The organism is Acidobacteriota bacterium, from assembly GCA_039028635.1.
Lineage (GTDB): Bacteria > Acidobacteriota > Thermoanaerobaculia > Multivoradales > JBCCEF01 > JBCCEF01.
The window spans coordinates 14,757-31,992 of record JBCCHV010000012.1 but is presented as its reverse complement, the minus strand read 5'-3'; the positions used below and the strand labels follow the sequence as shown (position 1 = coordinate 31,992).

Here is a 17,236-nt window from a genome sequence, read left to right as displayed (position 1 = left end):
CACCCGAGCGGGTGGGCGCGCTTCGCCGCAGAGCAGGCGGCGGGGCCGGTTCATGCCGCCGGGAGCGGCCGATCGTCGCAGGTCCAGAGCGCGCGGGCCTTGACGCCTGCTGGATGCCGAGGTCGCGGTCGGACCGGTCGCCGCCGAGCCGGGCGGGCTCGGGCAGCGCGGGATGGAGGAGCTCTTCGGCGGCAGCCTACTTGGCTTCGTCGACGCCTTCGACCAGGCCGTGCCGCAAGGCGTATCCAACCGCCTGGGCACGGTTGTTGAGGTGGAGCTTGTCGAGGATGTTGCGGACGTGGAACTTGACCGTGTTCTCGCTCACTCCCAGCGCTTCCGCCAGGCCGCGATTGGTGGTCACTCCCTCGACCATGATCTCGAGGACTTCTTGCTCGCGGGCAGTGAGGGCATCGGGGTCGTGGTCCTTGCTGGGCGTCGCCTGTGGGCGCGCGAACTCCTGCAGCACCTTGCGAGCCAATCCAGGCGTCAAAGCCGGCTCGCCTCGCGCCACTCCTGCGAGCAGGGCGAAGAAGGACTCCGCCTCGAGATCCTTGAGCAAGTAGCCCTCCGCCCCCGCTTTGATCGCCTCGAAGAGGTTGCCGTCGTCGCTCGACGCCGTCAGGACGACGATCTTGGAGGGTAGATCTGCGTGGGCCAACGCACGGGTGGCCGCGAGGCCGTCGATCTCGGGCATTGCGAGATCCATCAGCACGATGTCGGGCTGCAAGGTGCGGGTGAGCTCGATCGCTTCACGGCCGTTGGCCGCCTCGCCCACCACCTCGAGACCGTGGCCGCGGAGGAGGCTCTTGAGACCATCGCGGAACAGGGCATGATCGTCGGCTATCAGGATTCTCAAGCGGATTCTCCTTCGCGGTCGCTGGAATCGAGGCCCGCCAAGAGCAGACCGTCATTGGAGGTGGTCGGATCCGGTTCGTACTGCAGGCGAACCCGCGTCCCCCGGCCGGGCTCGGAGGTCACATCGAGCTGGGCGGAGATCGCCTGGGCGCGCTCGCGCATGGTGGCGAGGCCGAAGCGGGGGATGCCGACAGGGCCGCTGGCGCCGGCGGTGAAGCCGCGACCCCGGTCATCGATCTCGAGGCGCAGCCCGCGTCCCCAGGGCTCGAGGGCGACCCGCACCCGGTCCGTGCCGGCGTGCTTGCGTACGTTGGTCAGCGCTTCCTGCAGAATTCTGAGAATCTGCAGCTCGACCCCGGGCGGAAGCTCCGGGATCGGCTCGAGGCGCGCCTCGACCTCGATACGAGCCTGTTCTTGCCAGAGCTCGAGGTACTGGCGCAGGTTGTCCAAAAGGGGTCCCGAGGCGCCGACCGAACGCAGGCCGAGAATGCCCTCGCGGACGTCGGCCAGGATGCCGCGGGCGGCTTCGGCGAGCTGATCGAGCTGACGCCTCGCCTCCTGGTAGCTCTCGCTGCGCAGAAACTCCCGCACCGCCTGAGCCTTGGCATTGACGAAGGCGAGCACCTGGGCTTGGCCATCATGCAGCTCATGAGCCAAGCGCAGCCGCTCTTCGGCCACCGCCACCGAACCCACCTGCGAGTGCAGATGGGCGTTGTCCACCGCCATGGCGGCCTGGGCGGCGAAGCGGATGAGAGTCTCTTCGTCTTCCCGATCGAAGCTCCTGCCGTCGATCTTCTCGCTCAGGTAGAGATTGCCGCGATAGGGCGACTGACAGGCCAGCGGCACCGCCAGTAGGGTGGACATCCGCGGATGATGGTCGGGAAAGCCGCAGGCTCGCGGGTCGAGCGTCAGGTCGCCCAAACGCAGCGTTTCCCCGCGGTGGAGTGAAATTCCCAGCAGGCCTCGGCCGACCGGCGGCGAGCCGATCTGATCGGCCGCCGCCCGACCGATTCCCACGGTGACGAAGGTCTTGATGGCATCGTCCTCGCCGAGCACCGAGAGGGCCCCGTAGCGGGTTCCAAGAAGCTGCGTCGCCTGTTCGACCAAACGCTCCAGAACCACTTCGAGGCTGAGCTCCGAACCGACGTTCAAGGCCGCACGACGCAACAGCTCGAGCTCTTGATTGCGGCGCTCGAGGCGCCGTCGGTAGCCCTCGAGGCGAGAGAAGACGACGGCGTAGAAAATCACCGCCACCAAGGCGATGGCAGCGAGCGCCCAGGGCGCCCAGGGCGCCGGTTCGGCGAAAGCCCAGAGGAGGGCCATCAGCACGGCGGTCAGCAGGAGGGGCGCAGCGATCGCGGCCCAGCGCCAACGCTGGAGGGGGAACTCCGGACTCTCCCAGGACTCGGGATCGCGGCTGCGGTTCATGACGATCGCGGCAGGCTAGCACGCCGCTGCAGTCGGCCCACCCGACAGGGTGGGAGGCCGTCGAATGTTCGCAGCCATTGGCGGCGGCGAATCCCGACTCACTCGGTGACCAGCAACTCCGCCCGCAGCACGGTCACCGCCTCACCTCGCAGGAAGACCCGCTCACCTGCCAAGCGGAGCTCGAGCTCGCCGCCGCGCTCCGACGCCTGATGGGCACGCAGCTCGGTCTTCCCGAGGCGAGCGCTCCAGTAGGGAGCCAGTCCGCAGTGAGCGGACCCCGTCACGGCATCCTCCGGCACGCCGACCCGGGGACCGAAGAAGCGAGACACGCAGTCGAAGTCCTGGTCTCCGGGAGCGGTCACGGTCACCCCGCGGAAGGGCAGCGCGGCGATCGCCGCGAGATTCGGTGAGAGCTGGCGCACCGCCGCGGCGTCGGCGAGTACCGCCAGGCCGTCGCTGCCGTACTCGGCGACCTCCACCGCGGCGGTTCCCAAGGCCTCCTGGAGCGCGACTCCGTGGCGCGTCGGTCGCGGGGGATTGCTCGGGAAATCCATCTCGATCCCGACCTCCAGGCAACGGGCCGTCAGCCAACCGCTACGGGTATGGAAGCGCGCCGGCGACGACCGCGCAAGACGCTCCGTCTGCCAGAGAACGTGGGCCGAGGCGAGGGTGGCGTGACCGCAGAGCTCGACCTCCACCCGCGGCGTGAACCAGCGCAGATCGAAGGCGTCATCGGCTCGCGGCACCAGAAAGGCCGTTTCGGCGAGGTTCATCTCGCGCGCCACGGCCTGCATCCAGGGCTCCGGCGCGGCAGTTTCCAGCACGCACACGGCCGCCGGATTGCCGGCGAAGGGACGGCGAGTGAATGCGTCGACCTGGTAGAGAGTCTCGCCCATGGAGGGACGTACGACGGCGGCCGACCGCCACCCAACGGGCGGCGGCCGGGAGTCTAGCGACTACTCTGGCTCAGAGGGCTGGTCGCTGGCCGCGACGGCGAAGTCGCCCGGCTGCGGACTGAGGGCGAGGGAGATGTCACCGCTGGCGGAGATCACCTGGACCGTCGAGGCCGCCTGGTGATCGAGGCCATACTCACCGTGGAGGTGCTTGACCGGCCCCCAGCGCGAGTCGTCGGAGATCACTCCGTCGACCTGGTTGGAGACATCGCCGGAAAGGGTGCGCCCGACGATCGTGTAATGGGCCTCGCGGTGATGCTCGATCTCGATCGGACCGCTGGCGGTGGTGAAAGAGTAGCGACCATCCGTCAGCGATCCACCGCGGTAGCGGACCGCGCCGCTATCGGTGGTGGCGCGGACGACCGATTGACCGAGATCGATCAGGTCGATGCTGCCACTGCCGGTCTGCAGCAGCAGGGTGCCGGAAGAGCCTTCCAGCACGAGACTGCCGCGATCCGAGCGCATATCGATCTCGCCGTCGATGTCATAGACCTCGAAGTCCCCGAGATGGCTGCGCAGGTCGAGCTCGCCGCGAGCCGGAAACTCGACCTCGAGGTCGATCTCCGCCTGCGAACCGCTCTCACCGCCGACCGCTCTCTTGCGGGGAAGGATCATCAGGGTGTCGCCGTGACGCTCGATCTTCACCGTCGAGCCGAGCACCGTCTCTCCCAAGGGAGCATTGGCGCGCACCACCACCCGACCGGTCTCGCCGCGCTCGACCCGCACCACACCTTGGTCGAGGCGCACCTCGAGTCGGGGCGTCGCATCGGCCGAGAACTCGAAGACTTCGGTCTCGGTGGCCCGCGGCGCGAAGTCGACGATCGACGCTTCCATTCCGTGCGCGACCGAAGCCAGCATCAGTCCGGCAACCAGGGCCAGAAAAATCAGACAATAGGGGTTACGAACGCGATTCACACTACGAGCGCGAGTCATACCGCTGGTCCTCCGTAAATTAACCGACGGCCCTATGATACCGCGCCAAACCGGCACCGCCAAGGCTGCGGCGGCCTTCAGGAGGAAGTAAGCAACGTGGGAGAAATTCGGCGGCAGAGCGCCGCGGACCGGAAACTCCTAGCAGCAGGTTGCTGAAAAACTCGTCGGCAACCTGCTTCCGGGCCCGGAAGGGCCCGGCGGCGGTAAACCGCCGCGACAGGAGAGGAGGCCCAAGAACCAAGCTTCTTGGGCCGGAGCGGGACGCGCAGTCAGGGGCGCTCAGCCCGGGACGCGCAGTCAGGGGCGCGTAGCCCCTCTCGAAATAAACAGGTAGCAGCGCTGGAAAAGTCGCGAAGCGGACTTTTCAGCAGCCTGCTAGCCGGTGGAGCCGAATCCGCCGCGGCCGCGATCGCTGTTCTCGAGCTCGTCGACCACTCGCCAGTCGACCTCCGGCACCGCCGCGAAGACCAGTTGAGCAATGCGATCGCCGGCTTTCAAGGTGACGACGGACGCACCGAGGTGGATCAGGATCACCCCGACCTCACCCCGAAAGTCACTATCGATCGTCCCCGGCCCATTGAGCACCGTCAGCCCTTGCTTCCAGGCCAGGCCGCTGCGCGGTCGCACCTGCGCCTCCCAGCCCGGAGGAATCTCGAGGCGAATGCCGGTGGGTACGAGCCGGCGCTCTCCTGGCGCGAGGGTGACGTCCTCGGCAGCCCGCAGATCGAATCCGGCGGCGCCGGCGGAGGCTCGCTCCGGCACCGGCTGACCGCCGAGGGTGACGACGCGAACTGTCAGCGGCGCGGTCACGATGTCGGTGGTGGCCGGAAGACGGAGCGCGACAGGTTCTGCGGCACCGTCGGGTCGAAACCCGGGCCGGACGGGTTGCCGCCCGGCTGACCGCCGGGATTGCCGCCGGTGTTGGGATTGCCGGTTTCAGGGTTGCCCGGCGTGGGGTTGCCCGGCCGCGGCTGAATCGGACGCGGCCCCGAAGGATTGCCGCCGGGATTGAACCCGGGTCGCGGACCACCGGGATTGCCACCGGGAACGAAGCCGGGATTGCCGCCGGGATTACCGCCGACGTTACCGCCGGGATTGAGGCCCGGACGAGGGTTACCGGCATTGCCTCCGGGAAGGATCCCCTGGCCCGGCTGACCGGGTTGCCCCGGCTGGCCCGGTTGGCCGCCGACATTTGGCGCGATATTCATCGGCGGCAGCATCATCTGGCTCTGCAGCTCCGGGATGAAGGGACGGCCGAGGGTCCGAATCTCGAGTCGCGGTAGGGTCTGGCCGGCGTTGCCGCCGGCGGTATTTCCGGCCAACCCTTGTCGCTGCATCAGGTCGGCGGTGAACTGCCATTCCTTGTAGCGGGTCTTGCCGAAGAAGCTCGACAGAGCTTCGTCCTCACTCAGGCTGTAGACCCCCAGAATCGGGCCCACGGTGACCTGCTTCGTCCGCGGATCGTTGCTCTCGCTGCCGAAACCCGCCGTCGGGCTGGTCTGCCCAGGGACGGAAGGATTGGGCACCAAGGCGGGAGCGTTGCCCTCGCCGGCGACCACCTGGCCACCACCGCCGCGGGAGAAGATCAATCCCCACTCGCCCCCTTCGGTCATCGGATCCTTCCATAGCTGGCGGATCGAGCGCGGCTTGATCTCGACCAGCTCCTTGAGGGCCGTGGGCTCGCGCGAGTAGCGCATGCGGAAGATTCGAATCGCCTCGGCATACTGCAAGCCGCGGCTGCGCAGCTCCTCTTCCTTGTCCTTCTTGATGCGGTAGCTCCACTGCGGCAGCGCCGCCGCCAGCAGGATGTTGAGCACCGTCACGGCGACCACCAGCAGGGCCAGGTTGTAGCCCCTCTGGCCGCGCCAGCGGCGGTCGAGGCCGGTTCCCCGGCGGCGGGCCAGGCGGCCGCGCATCACCATTCGTTGTAGGGCGTCCCATCGAGGGCGATCTCGGTGGAGCCCGAGCGCACGTCGTAGATTCCCGGGCCGCCGTCCTCACCGACCTCCGTTTCGGCCGGCTCGAAGTCGGGATCGGCCTCTTCGTAGAGCAGCTCCCAGGTCTCGACGCTCTTGGTGATCGGATCGGTCGGCACTTCCCGGAAGTAGCCGTCTTCGACCAGCACTTCGAGGGTCGAAGGAAAGTAGCCCTTGTCGCCGCGGTACTGGTCGAGCACATCCCGAATGCTGTGCAGATTGGTGCGCAACACCGCCTCGTTGGCCTTGCGCGGCGTGTCGCGCAGAGCGGGCATGGCGATCGCCGCCAGAATCCCGATGATCGCCACCACGATGATCAACTCGAGCAGGGTGAAGCCCCGCTGTGAGCGGCTTCCCGCCGCCACCGTGCGAACTCGTCCGTGTGCCCGTCTCATGATGCCTTCTCTCCTCGCCGACGCCCTACCACTCGCTGTAGGGAATGCCGTTCAAGCCGACCCCTTCGGACAAGGAGTAGACGTCGTAGACGTTCTCGCCGCCCCACGAAGAGGCGTCGACGTCGTCCTGATAGCTGCGTAGGCCCCACTCCTCTTCGCCGGTCATGGGGTCGATCGGAATGCGGCGCAGGAAGCGGATCTGGGTGTCGATCTGGCCGACGATCTCGATGCCCTCGATGAGCACCTCGAGCTCCTTGGGATAGCCGTCCGTCCCCAGGTCGATGGGAATGAAGCCGCTGTCGCTGTAGCGCTTGTACTCGTCGATGGCACCCCGCATCTCGCGCAGGTGACCGCGCAGCTCCATCTCCTTGAGGCGCTTTTCGGTGAACTTGACCGTCGGCAGGGTGACGCTGGCGAGAATCGCCATCAGCGCTACCACGATGATCAGCTCCACGAAGGAGAAACCGCTCGCCTGCCGCCGCTGTCGCATCGTCCTACCTCATTCTCAAGGGCGCGGCCGTTCGCGAAATTCCGGATCGCGGCGCGGCGGTACCTCGGCCTCGGCGTCGACATCGATACGCGCCTTGCCGGTCACCCGGGTCGCCAGCGGAGCGAGCTGCGGGTCCATCGCCTCGGCATCGAGAAAGTCCACCCAGGCGGGACCCTCGCCGAGCGCGCGGAAGGTCAGGCGAGCCACCGTGCCCTGGCCTTCGACGCCCGGAACGGCGCCCAGCCGACTGGCCCCGATCACCACCCGACCGGCCTGCGAGGAGTCGGCCAGCACCTCCGCCTCGCTGGCTCCGCCGAGGAAGTCACCGGCCTCGATCTTCTCGAGGGCGAGCACTTCCGAGTCGAAGGACAGGGCGAGGGGCAGGTGTGAGATCGGGCGCGCCGCCTCGGCCTGCACCCGCACCTCGAAGACGTCGCCCGGCAACACCGTCAGCCAGCGCGGCGCCAGCCAGAGGCGGACCTCCGACGCACCGCTGGCGGCGTTGCCGCTAGCGCTGTCGGAGGCCTCCGCCAGCATCGACGTCGTCACCACCTCGGCGGAGCCGTCGAGCAGGTTGGCCTGACCGCGGAAGGGATCGATCTCCGGCCGGAAGGGCACCGGGCCGTCCTCTTCCTCTTCGTCGTCCACCGGGTTCTGGCCCGGGAAGCCCGGCGACGGCACCAGGTCGATGCCCTGCGGCAGCGGCTCCTTGGTCTCCGGCTGCTGGCCCTCGCGCAGACCGCGCGGCAGACGCTGAATGCGGCGCCGCATCATCTCCTGGAGCTCCTCCGGCGTGCTGCCGTCGTCGAAGGGTCCATCGACGTTCGACTCGACCCGCGGACTGCCGCCGCGGAAGGTGATGTTGGACTCGGTTCCGACCCAGATCGGCAGCAGGTCGTCCTCGGTGATCTCGGCGTTGCGCACGATGTGCGGCGTCAAGGTCAAGATGACGTCGGTGCGATTGCGGTCGGCACGGCGACTCTTGAATAGCTGGCCGAGCACCGGGATGTCCGACAGCCCCGGCACGCCGGACTCGTTCGAGCTCTCGTCGGTGCGCAGCAGCCCGGCGAGGAAGTTGGTTTCGCCGTCCTGCAAGCGAATCACCGAATCGATGGTACGGGTCCCGATACGCGGCTGCTGCTGGCCGCCGGAGCCCTCGATGAAGCCGTTGATGTTGCTCACCTCGACCCGCACCTTGAGGGTGACCTCCTTGTTGTGGTGCACCCGCGGCTCGATCTCGATGGTGATGCCGACCTCCTGGTACTGGAAGGAGGTGATCGGCACGATGTTGCCACCCACCGTGTTGGCGGTATTGAAGGTCGTCACCGGCACCGGCACCCGATCACCGATCACCAGCCGAGCCTTCTCCCCTTCGGTGATGCGGAGCTGGGGCCGGGCGAGAAGCTGGGCGCTCGAGCTCTGCTTGATGAAGCGGTAGATGATGCTCGGGATGTTGAGGGTCCAGTTGTTCTGGTTGAGGAACTCGATGTCCGAGAAGCGCAGCACGTTGTTCTCGGTGCCGGTATCGAGACTCTGGGTGATCGAGTAGGGATCGAGGGAGACTCCGAGATCGCGCAGCGAGGTGGTGTCGAGCTGCATCAGCTCGACATCGATCACCACTTCCGCCTTGGCCTTGTCATTGGCCTCGATGATGCGCTCGGCGACCTTCACCTTGTCCGCCGTGTCGCGCAGGATGATGGCGTTGAGCTGTTCGTTGGTGGCGATCTTCTTGGCGTCCACCAGGCTACGCAGGATGGTCATCATGTCCTTCACCTCGGAGTTCGAGAGGAAGAAGGTCTGGATGACGAGATCCTCGTAGGTGCGCCGGTTCTGCGGCGTGTCGGCGGCGATGATGATGGTGTGCTCGTCCTGCACCTTGTAGAAGTGACCGGCGGCCCGCATCAGAGTTTCGAGGGCGCTCTGGGCGGTTACCTCCTCGAGCTCGATGGGGATCTCCGTGTCCTTGAGGTTGGGGTCGAACAGCACGTTGATGCCGAAGGCCTTGCCGAGGGCGCGATAGATCTTGAAGATCGACGTCGGGTCCGGGAAGTTGAGGGAGATCGGCTCGTCGGAGCGTGGATCGAGCACCGGCGGCTGAGGCCGGCTGCCGCTGTTCTTGCGCTTCAGGGCGGCCAACGACTGCGGCCCGCGGCCGGCCGCCGCGGCCTCCAAGATCTCGCGCACGTTGAGCAGCTCGGCCTCGGCGTACTGATTGGTGGGATCGAGGGCCACCGCCTCCTGCAGCTCCACCAGGGCGCGCTCCCAGACCTCCGCGTCCTGGTACTTCTTGGCGCGCTCGAAGTGCATCTGGGAGGCCTTGATCTTGGCGCGCAGCAGCGCCGAGCGGTGGCGGATGTTGCCGGGGTCTTCCTCGACGGCCCGCATGTACTGCACCACGGCCTCGTCCCAGTCGCCGACCTCGGAGGCGATCTCCGCCGACCGCGAGCTGCGGTGGCTGGTGCAGCCGCCCAGGGTGAGAGCCAATAACAGCCCCATGGAAATCAAACAGCGGGAACGGTTCATGCTCATCTCCCGAAGGTGGTCTCAGCGCCCGCCGCCAGCCGCTTGGCCGGTTCGTCGGGGAAGTCAATGTACTTGATGTCTACGGATTCCAGGCCGATCGCGTCGATGACGAACTGTTGCTCGAGCACGTCGCCCTCGAGGGCATTGATGATCTCGTCGCCCTCGGCGAGCACCGCGATCTTGCGCCCCGAAGGCCCGAAGCTACCCAAGAACTGATAGGGGATGGCCGGCGGTCGCGGGCTGGTGTCGACGACCCGCGGCTCCGGCCGGCGCACCGGCGTCGTCGGCCGCTCGATCGCCGGCCGCGGCGGCGGGGGCGGAGGCGGCGGATCGTAATAGCGGAACGGGTCACGCCCGGGCGAATAGTCGCGCGCCTCGGCGGTGAGCTCCTCGATGGAGAGGGTGGCGATGCGATCGGCGCCGGTGATCTCCTCCAGTCCGCTCGAGAAATCGAGCGGACGCGGGCCTCCGGAGCCACTCAACCAACCGCCACCGTAGCGCCAGGCGACGACCAGGACGAGGAAAACCAGCAGGCCGACCAGGACCTTTCGTTGCTGTTCTTCCCTCATCCCTCCACCTCCTCCGGATTCTCCACCGGAGCGTTTTCGGCCACCGGCACCGGATCGACCGGCTCGATCTCGAGAGTCGAAAACAGGGTCGAGATCTTGAGGTCGATATTGAGCAGCGCTTGATCCGAACCCTGCAAGGTGACCTGCTCGAGGGTGAGGAACGAGTCCGATAGCTCGAGCAGATTGATCAACCGCCGCAGGCTGGCGTAGGAGCCCTGAACGCTGAACACGAAGGAACGCTTGCGCAGTCCGAAGTCCTCGATCACCTGATTGGGGTAGCTGATCGATCGCGGATCCAAGCCACAGGTCTCGGCGAGATCCTTGACCTCGGCGATCAGCTTGGTGAGGCGCAGGTTCTCGGTCGACAGGCGGTCGCCGTGGAACTCGTCGAGGTTGTGCCGCGCGGTGCGGATCTGGCGAACGCTGCGGTCGAGGGTGGAGCTCTGCCGCTGCACCTCGCTGAGGACCTGCGTGGCGCGGTCGAGGGAGCGCGCACCACCCTCCGCCTGGTCGGCATAGCGGCCGCGATAGATGCCCAGCGCCACCAGCGCCACCAGCAGCAGGATCAGGGGCGGCAGCCAGAGCAGCAGCCGCGATCGCCAGAGATCTCTCGAGGCGCTCACGAGCTACTCTCCGCGACCTGCTCGAGCTGTTCCGCCGCCACCCGCGGCAGGTAGACGACGTCGAGCGAGAAGTAGGACTGGCCGGCGTCGCGCGACTCCGAGTAGGGATTCGGGTTCTCGAAGGCGAGATCGCTGAACAGGCGGTCGATGAGCTGCTCCATGGCACCGTCGGAGCGACCGATGGCCTGGATTCGGAGCACCACCTTCTCGCTGTCCCGCGCCGGCTGGCGACGCCGGTTGGAACGCCGCTGTTGGCGCTCGACGGCCGGGTTGAGGCTGAGCAGTCGAACGTCCGCCGGCAAGATATCCGACAGGCGATCGAACAGCAGGCTCCAGCCGAAGGTACGCTCGGAAATTCGCTCGTTGAGGTAATCGATGGACTCGTTCTGGTTCTCGAGGTCGACCAGTCCGAGCTCTTCCTGCAGGGCGGCGATGCGCTCCTTCTCCTGATCGATCTGAGCTTCGAGCTCGATCAACCGTTCGCGCTGATCCTCGCGGCCCGAGAAATAGCTCCAGTAGAGCCCCGCAGCGAGCAGCGCCAGGGACACTCCGAGGACCCACAGAATCGAGGTGATGCGCACCACCGGACGAGCGTTGACGAACGGCTCGCGGGCCAGATTGGGCATCATGCCACCGCCTCCTGGGCGGCACCGTAGAGGGCCGCGATGTCATGACCGGAGAGCTCCGGTGAGAGGCCGACGGAGGCCGGCAGATGACGCGCCGAAAAGGCTTCGGCAGGATGATCGAAGCCCTCCGAGAGCCAATCGACCCAGGATCCCTCGAGGCTCGCCGGCGCACACAACACCAGGCGATCGATCGGAAAGCCCGGCACGCTGCGGTCCAGGTAGTCCCGGGTCAGGCGCAGGTCGCGGACCACGAATCGGGCATCGGAGGTGCCGGCCTTGAAGCGATGCAACACCGGCTCACCGTCATGGGCGAAGACCAGCGAGTAGCCTTCTTCCTCGACGAAGGCGAGCACCGTGCCGCCACCCTGGCCACCGGGCCCGAGGGCCGACAGGGCCGGCAGGCTCGAGTTGGTGATGCGACCGAGCTTGACGCCGGCCTTGGTGAAAGCCAGCTCGAGCTGCGACAGGACCGAGTCGAGGGCGAAGGCGACCAGTACCCGGAAAGCCTCCGATTGGCCCGGCAAAGGGGAGACGGAGACGCCATCGAGGCGCAGGTCATCGGGCGAGAAGGGCACCTGCTGCTTGAGCTTCCAGCGCAGCACCTCGTCGCGCTCGCGGGCGCCCCGGGGCAGGTCGTCGAGCTCCGCGAAGGCGACCCGCAACCAGGCGTCGGGCACCGTCAAGGAAGCCTCCTTGACCGCCCCCGAAACCCGCCCGACGAGCCGCCGCACGATGCCGTCGAAGGCCCCGACATCGGTCAGAGAACCGCCCAGCAGGCCGTCTTGGAAGGTCTCCGCCGGCAGCTCTTCGCTGTGGTACTCGCGAAACTGCAGGGCCTTGCCGGAGCGCACGAATCCGCCGTACACCAGCCGCGTGCGATCGACGGCGAAGGCGTGGGGCGGAGCCGGGACCGGGTCGAAGCCCAGCAGGCTCCTAGTCCACGAAGGTAACTTTATTGATTTCACGGAGAGTGGTGACTCCCTGCAGGGCCTTTTCGAGCGCCGACTCGCGCAGGAAGGTCATGCCTTCTTCTTTGGCCGTACGTTTGATTTCGGAGGCGGGCCGCCGCTCGAGGATGAGCTCGCGAATGTGATCCGACAGGTTGAGGAGCTCGGAAACGGCCAACCGGCCCAGGAAGCCGGTGCCGTTGCACTCCAGGCAGCCATTGCCCTCGTAGAAGGTGAAGTCGCCGTAGACGTGCGGGTCGAGGCCGCTCTGCTCGAGCAGCTCGCGGGTAGCTTTGGTCGCCCGTCGACAGTGGGGACAGATCTTGCGCACCAACCGCTGAGCCAGCACACAGTTGAGCGCCGACACGAAGTTGTAGAGGTCGACGTTCATGTTGAGGAACCGCCCCAGGACATCGACCACGTTGTTGGCGTGCACGGTGGTGAACACCAAGTGGCCGGTGAGGGCCGACTGGATGGCGATCTGGGCCGTCTCTTCGTCCCGGATCTCGCCAACCATGATCTTGTCCGGGTCGTGGCGCAGGATGGAGCGCAGCCCGCGGGCGAAGGTCAGCCCCTTCTTCTCGTTCACCGGAATCTGGGTGATGCCCTTGAGCTGATACTCGACCGGATCCTCGATGGTGATGATCTTGTCTTCCGCCGACTGGATCTCGGAGAGACAGGCATAGAGGGTGGTGGTCTTACCGGAGCCGGTGGGACCGGTGACCAACACCATGCCGTAGGGCTCGAGGATGAACTTGCGCAGCTTCGCCATGGTCTCGTCGTCGAAACCCAGGATGTCGAGGCGCAGGTTCTTGAACTCCTCGTTCATGGACTCCTTGTCGAGGATACGGATGACGCAATCCTCGCCATGAACGGAGGGCATGATCGAGACTCGGAAGTCGATGGTCCGGCCGCGCAGACGCAGCTTGAAGCGGCCGTCTTGCGGAATCCGCTTCTCGGCGATGTCGAGCTCCGCCATCACCTTGATGCGGCTGATGATGGTCTGGTGATGGCGCTTGTCGATCGGCTCCATCGCCTGGTAGAGGACGCCGTCGATGCGGTACTTGATCACCACCTCGGAGTCCCGCGTCTCGATGTGGATATCGCTGGCGCGGCGCTGGATGGCGTTGAACAGAGTCGAGTCGACGAGCTTGATGATCGGACTGGTGTCGGAGGTGATGCTGTCGATGGACAGCACTTCCTCGCCCTGCTCGTCCTCCTGCACCAACTGCATGCGGAAGCCTTCGGTGGCTTCGTCGAGCACCCGCTGGGCGCTTTCCGACTTCTGGAGGATCTCCTCCACCGCCGAGCGCACCCCGACCTTGACGTCCACCGGCTGACCGAGCTGCATCTCGAGCTGATCGAGCTTGAAGACGTTCGAGGGGTCCGCCATGATCACCGACAGACGGCCGTCGAGCTGCTCCTCGGGCAGGAAGCTGAAGCGCAGCATCAAGTCGAAAGGGATCCGCCGGAAGAGCTCCGTGTCGATCCGGAAGGAGCCCATGTCGACGAACTCGAGGCCGTAGCGCTCGGCGAACTCGATGGCGGTACGGCGCTCCTCCGCCAGCCGCGCACGGCCTCCCTGGCCTTCCAGGGCCAGGGCCGGGTTCTGGTCGATCTCGAGAGTCATGGGCTCGACAATCCTCTAAGTAACCGATCCCATCGCTCCGAAGAGCGGCAGGTAGATCGAGATGAGCAAGATGGCGATGATGACTCCCAAGAAGACCAACATCAAGGGCTCGATGAGGGTCAGGATGCGCTGCAGCCGCGTCTCCACCCGCTGATCGAACAGATCCGATACGTTGGTCAACATCTCGTCCAGGGAGCCGGTCGATTCTCCCACCTTGATCATGTCGATGGCCATCGCAGGAAAGACCCCGCTGGCTTCGAGGGCGGCATAGAAAGGCTCACCCTCGCGCACCTTTTGAATGTTGGGCTCGAGACCGGACCGCACGCTGGCATTGCCGACCGCCGAGACGGAGATCTCGAGGGCCGGAACCAGCGGCATGCCGCCGCTCAGCAAGGTGGCCAGGGAACGGCAGAACTCGGAGAGGGAGAACAGACGCAGGACCTGGCCGACGAGCGGTAATCGAAGCTTCCAGCGATCGATCGCCTCGGCCCCGGAGGGCAGCCGCGACCAGCGCCGGATGGCCCAGAAGCCGGCGACCACCGCCAGCACCATCCAGGTGCCGTTGGGGAGCAGGAACGGTTTCTCGGCGGCAAAGCCAGAAGCGCCGAGCAGCGCCCGGGTGACCCACGGCAGCTCCGTGTCCATGCTCTCGAAGAAGGTCGAGAACTTCGGCACGACGTAGAACGTCACCACCAGGATCATGACGATCGACAGGCCGACCAGCACCGCCGGATAGACCAGCGCCGAAACGGTGCGCCGGCGCGCCTCGAGCACCAGGGTCTGGTAGCGAATGAACCGCCGGATGACGGCTTCGAGCTCGCCGCTACGCTCGCCGGCTTTCAGGGTCGGGGCATAGAGACGCGGAAAACGGTCGCCGTAGCCGGCGAAGATCTCCGAGAGATCCTCGCCCGAGCGCACCCGCTCGCGAACCTCCGCCAGCACCGGACGAAAAGCCGCATCCTCCATTCGCTCGAGCATCAGGTCGAGGGCCTGGAGGAGCGGCAAACCGGCCTTCAGCAGGGCCGCGAGCTCCTGGTTGAAGATCAGGAACTTGTTGGCCGGGATCTTCTTCGGCCCCTTGCCGATGAAGGGCAGGTTGAGCTCCAGACCCTTGCGCCGCACCTCGAAGACGTGAAAGCCGCGGCGCTCGAGATCCTGCCGCAGAGCCGTCTCGTCGGTGGCTTCGAAAGGACGCTCGAGGATCTTGCCCTCGGCCGTTCCGACGCGGCAGACGAACTCCACCGTCTACTCCTTCTCCAGCGGCGCCAAAGGCGTGCGCATGCGGCCGGTGACGGCCACCATCAGGGCGCTCTCGCTGGTCTCCGTGGCGGCCAGACCGAGGATCGTGGTCTTGCCCAGGAAGAGATTGAGATTGGTGTGGATGAGGGGCTTGCCATCGGCCGTCTTCTCGACCTTGAAGTCGCGCAGCTTGAGGCGTTGGTTGCCGAGCACGGTGCCGAGGTGGAAGACCACCGAGAAGCCGCGGCCGAGGTCATAGGTGACCTCTTCCCCTTCGAAGGTCTGCAAGCGCGAGCGCGCCACCAGCTGAAAAGTCTCGTAGCGCAGTAGCTGGCGCAGACGCCCTTCGAGGGCCGCCGGCACCTCGCGCTGCTTGGTGCCTTCGGGCCGCGTCTTGGTGAAGGCTCGCAGCACCACCACCTCGACTTCGAGGGGCATCGCCGGATGGTCGAAGTTGCGCAGGCGCGGGATGATCTGGCCGAGGGCCGCCAGGCTGTCGCGCACCACCAGGGTGTTGCCGCCGGGCTGAATCTCCACCGAGCCGCGCGGCGACAACAGCGGTTTCACCAACTCGAGGGCCTCGCTCGCCAGCTTGTGCTCGAGGGTGAAGGCGTGAAGCCGCAACGCATCGCCCACCGGCAGCCCTTCGTCCGGCGCCGGACTGATGCGCGATGGGCGCTGCTGCTGTGCGCTGCTCGCCGTCGCCAGCAGACACACGGCCAGAATCACGAGGAAAGTGCGTCGAACCAACATAGAGCTCGTCGGAAGGAAACCAGGCCCGGTCTAGACGTCCAGCGTCTCGTGAACGACCATCACGACGTGCAGGTCGTCCCCGGCGAGCTGGTAGACGCTGGCCGCTTGCGGGCTCTGCAGCTCGTCGAACACGGGCATCTCGTCCAGCGCTTCAGCGGCCGGTCCGTTACCCGGCACGGCGAGCCAATGTTCGGTCGGCAAGATCGGCGGCTCCCAGATCACCGGCGCGGTCTCGCTCACCCAGGGGCCGGTCTCGCTGGCCACCATCTCGCCGGCCGGGGAGATACCCGAGGGGGTCCCGGAGCCGAGCGTCACCAAAGCAACCGCCAGACCGGCGGCGGCGGCGAAGCGCGGCCAACCGGCGGCCGACGCTTCCGGACGCACCCGCTCGCCACGCCGCATGGCGGTGACCGCTCGGCGCATGTCATAGGCGTCTGCGAGATCCGTCAGATCGTCGCTCAACGGAGCGAGAATCGCCAGAGGATCGGCGGCGGCCGCCCGGCCATCGCAGTCGGCACAGCTCGCCGCGTGCTCGAGGGCTTCCTGCCAAGCCGCCTCGGAGGCCTCCGTTTCGACCATCTCGAAACGCTGTTCCGTCAGCTCCGTCCAGTTCGGACAGCTCATGCGCGCTCCTCCTGATAGCCCTTCACCGGGGCATATTCGGGATAACGCCGCACCAACTCGCGGCGCAGGATCTTGCGGGCATTGAAGAGGTGATTGCGCACCGTCGACTCACGGCACTCGGCGATGCGCGCCACCTCCTGCGACGACAGACCCTCGACCTCGCGGAGGACGAAGACCAGCCGTTGTTTTTCGGTCAGCGAACCGGAGAGGTTGCGGAAGATGTCCATCACCTCGTCCTGGCGCAGCTCGCGAGCGGCGCTCGGTCGTTGGCCGTCGGCCACCTGACGCAAGTGCTGCTGCATCGGCTCGGCGGTGCGTTCGCGGCTGCGCCGGGAGCGCAGGTGATCGATCGCCAAGTTGCTCGCGATGCGGTAGATCCAGGTGTTCGGGCTCCACTTGTCGTCGAACTTGAGGCGGTTCTCCCAGACCTTGAAGAAGGTCACCTGAACCACGTCGCGGGCTTCTTCTCGGTCCCCGAGAATGCGGTAAACAAGCTGGACCAAGGGCTTGGTCTTGCGCCCGATGAGCTCGTCGAGGGCCGTCTCGTCGTCCTGCCGGAGGGCGTGCAAGAGGTCACGGTCGGAGGCTTCCACGAGGGAAGCGCGGTGGCGAGTGGCGGAATAGACGAGTTGCGGCATGGTCATCGAGGCTCCTGTGCCTATATACGACGGC

Annotated in this window: 18 protein-coding genes; all 18 read right to left on the bottom strand. The window is 66.5% G+C overall.

Annotated elements, in window-relative coordinates:
• Nucleotides 1-196: 196 nt before the first annotated feature.
• Entirely contained in the window at nt 197-856 is a 660-nt protein-coding gene (locus AAF604_07190; protein ID MEM7049426.1) for a response regulator transcription factor, read from the bottom strand.
• Entirely contained in the window at nt 853-2,283 is a 1,431-nt protein-coding gene (locus tag AAF604_07185; GenBank protein MEM7049425.1) for a GAF domain-containing sensor histidine kinase, read from the bottom strand. Before AAF604_07185 ends, AAF604_07190 begins: the two co-directional genes overlap by 4 nt.
• A gap of 98 nt (nt 2,284-2,381) precedes the next feature.
• A complete protein-coding gene (locus AAF604_07180) occupies nt 2,382-3,179 on the bottom strand; it encodes a PhzF family phenazine biosynthesis protein (protein ID MEM7049424.1) in 798 nt (265 codons plus the stop codon).
• Nucleotides 3,180-3,239: 60 nt separating this feature from the next.
• A complete protein-coding gene (locus AAF604_07175) occupies nt 3,240-4,070 on the bottom strand; it encodes a DUF4097 family beta strand repeat-containing protein (protein MEM7049423.1) in 831 nt (276 codons plus the stop codon).
• Between the two features lie 474 nt (nt 4,071-4,544).
• Nucleotides 4,545-4,979 (bottom strand): dUTP diphosphatase, encoded by a 435-nt coding sequence (dut, locus tag AAF604_07170; GenBank protein MEM7049422.1) that lies wholly within the window; start codon nt 4,977-4,979, stop codon nt 4,545-4,547.
• On the bottom strand, nt 4,976-6,085 hold the full coding sequence (locus AAF604_07165) for a type II secretion system protein (GenBank protein ID MEM7049421.1): 1,110 nt from the start codon (nt 6,083-6,085) through the stop codon (nt 4,976-4,978). The genes dut and AAF604_07165 overlap by 4 nt, the downstream gene beginning before the upstream one ends.
• On the bottom strand, nt 6,085-6,540 hold the full coding sequence (locus tag AAF604_07160) for a prepilin-type N-terminal cleavage/methylation domain-containing protein (protein MEM7049420.1): 456 nt from the start codon (nt 6,538-6,540) through the stop codon (nt 6,085-6,087). The genes AAF604_07165 and AAF604_07160 overlap by 1 nt, the downstream gene beginning before the upstream one ends.
• Nucleotides 6,541-6,565: 25 nt before the next feature.
• The gene (locus AAF604_07155) at nt 6,566-7,030 is read right to left on the bottom strand and encodes a type II secretion system protein (protein ID MEM7049419.1); all 465 of its coding nucleotides are present in this window, start codon (nt 7,028-7,030) and stop codon (nt 6,566-6,568) included.
• Nucleotides 7,031-7,045: 15 nt separating this feature from the next.
• Entirely contained in the window at nt 7,046-9,553 is a 2,508-nt protein-coding gene (locus AAF604_07150) for a secretin N-terminal domain-containing protein (protein ID MEM7049418.1), read from the bottom strand.
• A 2-nt stretch (nt 9,554-9,555) separates the two neighbouring features.
• Nucleotides 9,556-10,122, bottom strand: a complete 567-nt coding sequence (locus AAF604_07145) for a hypothetical protein (protein MEM7049417.1) — start codon at nt 10,120-10,122, stop codon at nt 9,556-9,558.
• Nucleotides 10,119-10,745, bottom strand: coding sequence for a hypothetical protein (locus AAF604_07140; protein MEM7049416.1), 627 nt, complete (start codon nt 10,743-10,745; stop codon nt 10,119-10,121). Before AAF604_07140 ends, AAF604_07145 begins: the two co-directional genes overlap by 4 nt.
• Complete coding sequence (locus AAF604_07135) at nt 10,742-11,374, bottom strand: hypothetical protein (protein ID MEM7049415.1); 633 nt, start codon at nt 11,372-11,374, stop codon at nt 10,742-10,744. Before AAF604_07135 ends, AAF604_07140 begins: the two co-directional genes overlap by 4 nt.
• The gene (locus tag AAF604_07130; protein MEM7049414.1) at nt 11,371-12,336 is read right to left on the bottom strand and encodes a hypothetical protein; all 966 of its coding nucleotides are present in this window, start codon (nt 12,334-12,336) and stop codon (nt 11,371-11,373) included. Before AAF604_07130 ends, AAF604_07135 begins: the two co-directional genes overlap by 4 nt.
• Nucleotides 12,305-13,948 (bottom strand): GspE/PulE family protein, encoded by a 1,644-nt coding sequence (locus AAF604_07125; protein ID MEM7049413.1) that lies wholly within the window; start codon nt 13,946-13,948, stop codon nt 12,305-12,307. The genes AAF604_07130 and AAF604_07125 overlap by 32 nt, the downstream gene beginning before the upstream one ends.
• Nucleotides 13,949-13,963: 15 nt before the next feature.
• Nucleotides 13,964-15,190, bottom strand: a complete 1,227-nt coding sequence (locus AAF604_07120) for a type II secretion system F family protein (protein MEM7049412.1) — start codon at nt 15,188-15,190, stop codon at nt 13,964-13,966.
• A 3-nt stretch (nt 15,191-15,193) separates the two neighbouring features.
• The gene (locus tag AAF604_07115) at nt 15,194-15,940 is read right to left on the bottom strand and encodes a hypothetical protein (protein MEM7049411.1); all 747 of its coding nucleotides are present in this window, start codon (nt 15,938-15,940) and stop codon (nt 15,194-15,196) included.
• Between the two features lie 30 nt (nt 15,941-15,970).
• On the bottom strand, nt 15,971-16,564 hold the full coding sequence (locus AAF604_07110) for a hypothetical protein (GenBank protein ID MEM7049410.1): 594 nt from the start codon (nt 16,562-16,564) through the stop codon (nt 15,971-15,973).
• The gene (locus AAF604_07105) at nt 16,561-17,208 is read right to left on the bottom strand and encodes an RNA polymerase sigma factor (protein ID MEM7049409.1); all 648 of its coding nucleotides are present in this window, start codon (nt 17,206-17,208) and stop codon (nt 16,561-16,563) included. The genes AAF604_07110 and AAF604_07105 overlap by 4 nt, the downstream gene beginning before the upstream one ends.
• Nucleotides 17,209-17,236: the final 28 nt, after the last annotated feature.